This window comes from Meiothermus sp., assembly GCF_037443965.1.
Classification (GTDB): Bacteria; Deinococcota; Deinococci; order Deinococcales; family Thermaceae; genus Meiothermus.
Window position 1 is genome coordinate 84,498 of the sequence record NZ_JBBINI010000014.1, and the last position, 6,046, is coordinate 90,543.

General features: G+C 61.6%; 4 protein-coding genes. 2 read left to right on the top strand and 2 right to left on the bottom strand.

From position 1 onward, the window contains the following. The first annotated feature begins 22 nt into the window (after positions 1–22). Positions 23–451, top strand: coding sequence for a cytochrome c (locus WKI89_RS09365; RefSeq protein ID WP_337869056.1), 429 nt, complete (start codon positions 23–25; stop codon positions 449–451). Positions 452–706: 255 nt separating this feature from the next. Here WKI89_RS09365 and WKI89_RS09370 read toward each other — a convergent pair whose 3' ends face one another. After that, positions 707–2,389 (bottom strand): DEAD/DEAH box helicase, encoded by a 1,683-nt coding sequence (locus WKI89_RS09370; RefSeq protein WP_337869048.1) that lies wholly within the window; start codon positions 2,387–2,389, stop codon positions 707–709. Between the two features lie 513 nt (positions 2,390–2,902). Here WKI89_RS09370 and WKI89_RS09375 point away from each other — a divergent pair. Further along, entirely contained in the window at positions 2,903–4,609 is a 1,707-nt protein-coding gene (locus WKI89_RS09375; protein ID WP_337869050.1) for a hypothetical protein, read from the top strand. Positions 4,610–4,614: 5 nt separating this feature from the next. Here WKI89_RS09375 and glp read toward each other — a convergent pair whose 3' ends face one another. Further along, entirely contained in the window at positions 4,615–5,832 is a 1,218-nt protein-coding gene (gene glp / locus WKI89_RS09380; RefSeq protein ID WP_337869052.1) for a gephyrin-like molybdotransferase Glp, read from the bottom strand. Positions 5,833–6,046 lie beyond the last annotated feature (214 nt).

Genomic DNA, 6,046 nt, shown 5'->3' on the forward strand with positions numbered 1-6,046 from the left:
TTCCCTGCTGCTTGCCTCAGCCATGCTCGTGTTGGGCTTGGGTGTTCTGCAGACGGCTGCAGCCCAGGCCAGCCCCCTCTATGCCCAGTGCCAGGGCTGCCACCAGCCCACCGGCGCCGGTATCCCTGGGGTCTTCCCACCGCTGGCGGGCCACGTACCCGAAATTCTGGCCGCCAAGGGTGGCCGCGAGTTCCTGATACATGTGCTGCTCTATGGCCTGCAAGGGCAGATTACCGTCAAGGGGGCCAAGTACCAGGGGGCCATGCCGGCCTATGCCCAGCTCAAGGATGAAGATATCGCCGCCTTGCTCAACCACATCTCCACCCAGTGGGGCAATAAGTTCCCCGCGGGCCAGCAAGCCTTTACCGCGGCTGAGGTCAAAGCCCAGCGCGCCAAAACCATGACGGCTGCGCAGGTGCTCGAGGCCCGCAATAAGCTGGGCTTGAAGTAAACCCACACAATGCAACACCCAGGCCCGTGGGTCTGGGTGTTTTTTATCAGGACCTCTTCCGCTTGAAGCCTTCACCCTTGGATGCAGTCATACGCATTCCGGCAGTATCGTTCACTTATGAAAGCCTAAACGATACTGCCGAAATGCTTTTCTACTCCCTTCGGTCGGCTTGAATCCTTCACCTTTGACTACGCATGGCGGTGAAGGATTCAAGCGGAAACGGTATCAGTTGTAGGGCTTTGCGTTTCCTGTCGTTTATCGGTACACGACCCGCCGGCGTTCCCCTTCGCGGCGGTCTTCGGCCGGGCCTTCGAAGAGGCGCTCGCCCTGGCTGCGGCGTTGTCCACTGCCTTCGCGGCGACCCTGACCCTGACGCTTGCCCTGACCGCGCACGAAGCCCTGTCCCTGGCGCTCGGACTGCCGGGCTTCGGCTGGAACCTCGGTGGCCTTGGTGAGGCGCAGGTCGCGCAGCGCCGTGTGATCCAGCTTGCCCAGATCCTCGGGTCGGATGTCCACGTATGCGGCCACATCCCCATCCAGGCGAATCCGGCCAATCTCCCCGGCGCCAGCGCCCTTCAACACCGCCACGGCTCGGTTCACGCTGATACGCGAGCCCGAGAGCTTGAGGGTTACCCAGTTTTCCTCGCCGGTAATCAGGCTCTTGGGGGTGGGCGCGCCACCCAGAATCAGGGCCAGCATACCGGCCACTGCGTCTACGCCGCCCTCGGCAATCAGGCGCTCGGCCTGTTCGCGCCAGAGCTTTTTATCGGCCTCGGGCTGTTTGGCGATGCGGCGGGCCAGCACGGCCCATTTGGCCTCCATCACTTCTTCCGGCGTAGGGCCGTTAACCCGCTTGAAGCTGCGCTTGACCTCGCGCTCGAGGGTCTCCAGCTCGCGCTTCTCGCGTGGGCCGTACAGAATCACCACCTTGCCCGAGCGCCCCGCCCGTCCGGTGCGGCCCGAGCGGTGCAGGTACGACTCGTTCTGGTCGGGCAGGCGGTAGTGCACCACCAGGTCTACCTCGGGGATGTCGAGACCTCGAGCGGCCACGTCGGTTGCCACCAGCACGCTCACCGCCCCACTACGGAAGCGCTCCATCACCCGTTCGCGGTCAATCTGGCCCATATCGCCGTGGATGGGGGCGGCGCTGTGGGCCCGGCTTTCCAAGCCCAGGGCCAGGTCGTTGCACTCGGCCTTGGTGCTGGTAAAAACGATGGTGCGCTCGGGGGCGTAAGCAAAAAGCAGATCCGACAGCACCGAAAGGCGGTTGTGAATGGGCGCTTGAATGGCCACTTCTTCGTAGGAGATGGCCTCGTCCTTGATCACGTTGATGTGGATGGCCGCCTTTTGGTAGCGCTCGGAGAGGCGGCGTGCCCAGGTGGGCAGGGTCGCCGAGAACAGTAAGGTCTGCCGGGTGGGCGGGGTAGCCTCCAAAAGCTGCTCCACCGCTTCCTCGAAGCCCATCGAGAGCATCTCATCGGCTTCGTCGAGCACGACAATCTCAACTTTGGAAAGGTTGAGCACGCGCTGCTCCATGTAGTCAATGGCCCGGCCTGGGGTGGCCACCACCACATCGGTGCCGCGCCTGAGGGCTTCGGCCTGCTTGCCGTAACCGGTGCCGCCGTAGATGGGGGTGATGGTCAGGTGCGGGGCCAGCCACTCCAGCTCTTTGGCCACCTGAAGGGCCAGCTCACGGGTAGGGGTGAGCACAAAGGCCCGGGGGGCGCGTCCGCGCTCGCGGGCCGCATCCAAACGGTTGGCGATGGGTAGGCCAAAGGCCAGGGTCTTACCGGTGCCGGTGCGGGCCTGGCCCAGCACGTCTTTGCCCTCGAGGGCCAGCGGGATGGCCGCAGCCTGGATAGGGGTGGCGGTGGTGAAACCTTTGGCCTGGATGGCCTGCGCAACTTCAGACCTTAACGTAAATGCGGAAAACTCCATGTTTCTAACGTCCTTTTGGGTGTGGGCTGAATGCCACATCGGCGCATAGCGCTTGGGCGAAACCAACCCTGTGGGGTTCGAGCCGCTCATCCCAGAAAGAACCGAATGTCCAGACTGTACCTAGGGGTAAGGATGTACGGCGTTGTTGAACCATGCGCTAGACCGCACCCTGCGGTTTCGAGTAAGCGCAACCCTTGCAGTGTGGGGGATGGGGCGGGTTTTGTCAAGGGCGGGTAAAAGCGGCCCTGCTCCTTGCCAGACTATCTCGGTAAGAAATTGAGCCACCTGATACCGGGTTTGGGTGAGCGATCTCTGTTCAGGAAACCGTTCACCCCGATCAAAAGGACGCTAGGTTTCATGGTGATCGAATAGCAGAGTCTGTTGCGTGACACCACGAATACGGTACGATTTTGCACCGTAAGATTTCATCAACCCCGTTGGAAATGAGAATTGGAGCGGGCTTTACGAGGTTTTTCCACACTGCTTCTGCTATTCTGATGCCTCGAGGTAAATGTGCGCTGGTTGGTTTTGCTTTTGTGGATTCTAATGGGCTCTATGGCCCAACAGTTGGCCACCCGTCAGTTGGTGCTGGACCTCGAGGGGGGATTGGCCTACCTCAATGGTTCACCCATTGTCCTAAACCCCCCGGCCAGGGTGCAGGACGGTCGCGCACTTCTTCCGGTGCGGGAAGTGGCGCGGGTTTTGGCAGTGAACCTGGAAAACCTCAACCACGGCACCCAGGGTGTGCGGCTTGGGAAGCTGGAGCTCTATCCTGGTTTGGGCTTGGCCCGTCTGGATGGGCGGCAGGTGGGTTTGGGTGAGGTGGGGCTCTTGCAGGATGGGGTGGTGTTTGTGGCGGCCCGCACGCTGGAGGTGGCCCTGGGGGCTACCGTGGTGTTCGATCCTGTTCAGCGCTTGCTCACCCTGACCTACATCCCCGGCGCAACTGCCCGTGATACCACCCGCCCGGTCGCGCGTTTTGCCACCGACAAGCTCGAGTACCGGATAGGCGAACCCGTGCGGATTATCGAGTACTCCTACGACCCCGATGGGCAGCCACTTTCCCTGAACTTTACCGGGCGGGAGGAAGCCTATTTCACCCCAGGCGAGAAGGTCATCACCCTGGTGGCAACCAACCGCGCAGGCCGCAGCAGCGAGCCATTTTCGGTGCGCATTACGGTGCGGCCAGAAGTCATGTTCAGCGCCCGCGATTACGCCTTACGTTTTTATAATCCAGGCCGCACTTTTCCCGACCCCGAGGTGCTGAACTATCCGATACTGAAGGCGGATTGGCGGGACGAAAGCGTGCCCCTCATTGTCTCGAACTCCCCAGAGGAAGTCCGCCGCTCGGGGGTGCTCTATGCCGATGTGTTCAGCGGCCCGGCCCGGCTGCTGGCCTACCATCTGAACGCCCTGCCCACCCCTGCCCGGCTGGTGGTGCTGGCTACCAACGTGGATGCGGCTTCGGTGAGCCTCAGGGTAGAGCGTTTGGGGGAGACCGCAGCCACCCGGATGGTGGCGGTGCTGGGGCAGGTAAGCCTGATGGACTTTTTGCTGGCCCCGGCGGGCGAGCGGGTGAACCTCGAGCCCGGCCAGACCGTTGCCCTCTATAAGTCCGCGCTCCTCGCCGGTGGACAGGGGCTGAACCTGATGGCCGACCTCCAGGCCAGCGGCAAGGTGGCCCTGACCGTTGCCATGATTGAGGAGGCCCTGCTACCCAGTGTCAGCAACGAGGGTTTGGCCACCCTGCTGCCCCTGCTGCCCAACCTCGAGCCCGACGGCATCCACATTCGCGGCACCTTCCCTTCGGCTCTGCGCAGCATGCGGGTGCGGATGGAGGGCAGTGTGGGACGCATTGTGATAGGCGACGGCGTCTACGATCCCCGCCTGAACGGGATGGACGCCCTCACAGGACAGCCCGTGCAACTGCGCGGCAACTATGGGGTCACCTACCAGATTGCGCTCGAGGGGGCCGCGAACACCGTAGGGGCCTTCTCCCCACGGGGGGGTGCTTATGCCGGGGCCATCGGCGTCAATGGGCTCTTGCTGCCTGTACCCAACAATGGGGTGTTGTTTCGCCAGGATAGCCCCATGCTCTTCTTCCGCGAAACCCAAAGCGATCAGGTAGGCATCGAGCTTATCCCCGCTCCCGGCTCTTTTTTACCGGTGAACCTGACCATCTACCGGCTCCAGGAACCCCCTGCGGCGCAAGGGCGCTAGCGGCTCTAGAACAGGCCGGGCATCGGGATCACGTCCACCACATCACCGGCCCTGGCCGAAAAACCGGCCTCGAGCACCACCAAAGCATTGCCCACGGCCATTGACCTAAGCACCGCACTGGACTGATTACCGGTGGTGGCTACGTGGTAGCGATCATCTGCCCAGCGCAGCACCGCCCGGCGGTAGGCCCGGCGGGTGGGGTTGGCCTCGAAAGCGGTATCGGCCACCGCTTGGATTTGGCTGTAGGGAGCGTCGTTGCGCCCCAGAAGCCGAAAGAGAAAAGGCCGTCCAAACAGCAAAAACGTCACCATTGCCGATACGGGGTTGCCCGGCAACCCCATCAAGGGCAACCCGTTCCAGGTTGCAAACAACAAGGGGCCTCCAGGTTGCATTTTGACCTTCCAGAAGTGGATCTCGCCCTCACGCTCCAGCAGTTGACGCACAATATCGTACTCCCCCATCGAGACGCCCCCTGTGGTAATCAGCAAGTCGAGTTTCCCTGCCTGACGCAGTTGGGTGCGCAAGCCCTCCACCTCGTCGGAAACCTTTTGCAAAATAATCGGCTCACCGCCCGCCTCTCCCACCAACCCCGCGACCGAGTAGCTATTGGAGTTGTAAACCCCGCCATAGGGCAGAGGCTCCCCGGGTTCGACCACCTCGTCTCCAGTGGACAAAACCCCCACCCTGGGCCGACGGATTACCGGTAGGGTAGCGTAACCCATCGCAGTGGCCAGCCCGACCCGCCCAGGTGTGAGTAAATCGCCCTTATGCAAATAGGTCCTCCCCAATACCAGGTCGTCGCCTTTCCGGCGAATATCAGCAGCGGACGCAGGCTTCATCAGCCAGACAAAATCGCCTTCCCGCAGGGTATCTTCTACCCGAATGACTGCGTTAGCTCCCTTGGGAATGGGGGCTCCGGTAAACACCTGCACGGCTTCGCCAGAGCCGAGCGTTCCAGCAAAAGGTTTACCTGCGGGGGATTGTCCAACCACTTTTAGTTTGGCTGGGTTGCCCACCGTTGCGCCCTGAGCATCGGCTTCGCGGCAAGCGTAGCCGTCCACAGCCGTGTCGTCGGCATAGGGGTGGTTAACCTTAGAACTCAGGTTGGCTCCCAAAATCCCGCCATAGGCAGCGGCCAGGGGCAGTTGTTCAATGCTTTGCAACGGTGTGGCTTGCTGCAATACGATTTCCAGCGCAGCTTCAACGGGAAGGTTTTGCTTCATATGCACCATCCTACCCAGCGCTTGTTATATCTTGGTTATGCAGGACGACCCACCTATTGACACTTCTTTGCGCCTTTGATATTCTTCTCGTTGCGCCCCATAAAAATGGCCGGCGCGAGGATCATGAAAAAGGGGTAGTAGAGGAAGGAAGGAAGTCCATCCTGCACGCCGTCTATATGCGTGAGCGGTAGGGGTGTAGTGGGGTGGTACGAAT

Bases quoted from the DNA above. Each gene is read 5' to 3' on its own strand.
- WKI89_RS09365 (WP_337869056.1), top strand. From the start codon at position 23: ATGCTCGTGTTGGGCTTGGGTGTTCTGCAGACGGCTGCAGCCCAGGCC.
- WKI89_RS09370 (WP_337869048.1), bottom strand. From the start codon at position 2,389: ATGGAGTTTTCCGCATTTACGTTAAGGTCTGAAGTTGCGCAGGCCATC.
- glp (WP_337869052.1), bottom strand. From the start codon at position 5,832: ATGAAGCAAAACCTTCCCGTTGAAGCTGCGCTGGAAATCGTATTGCAG.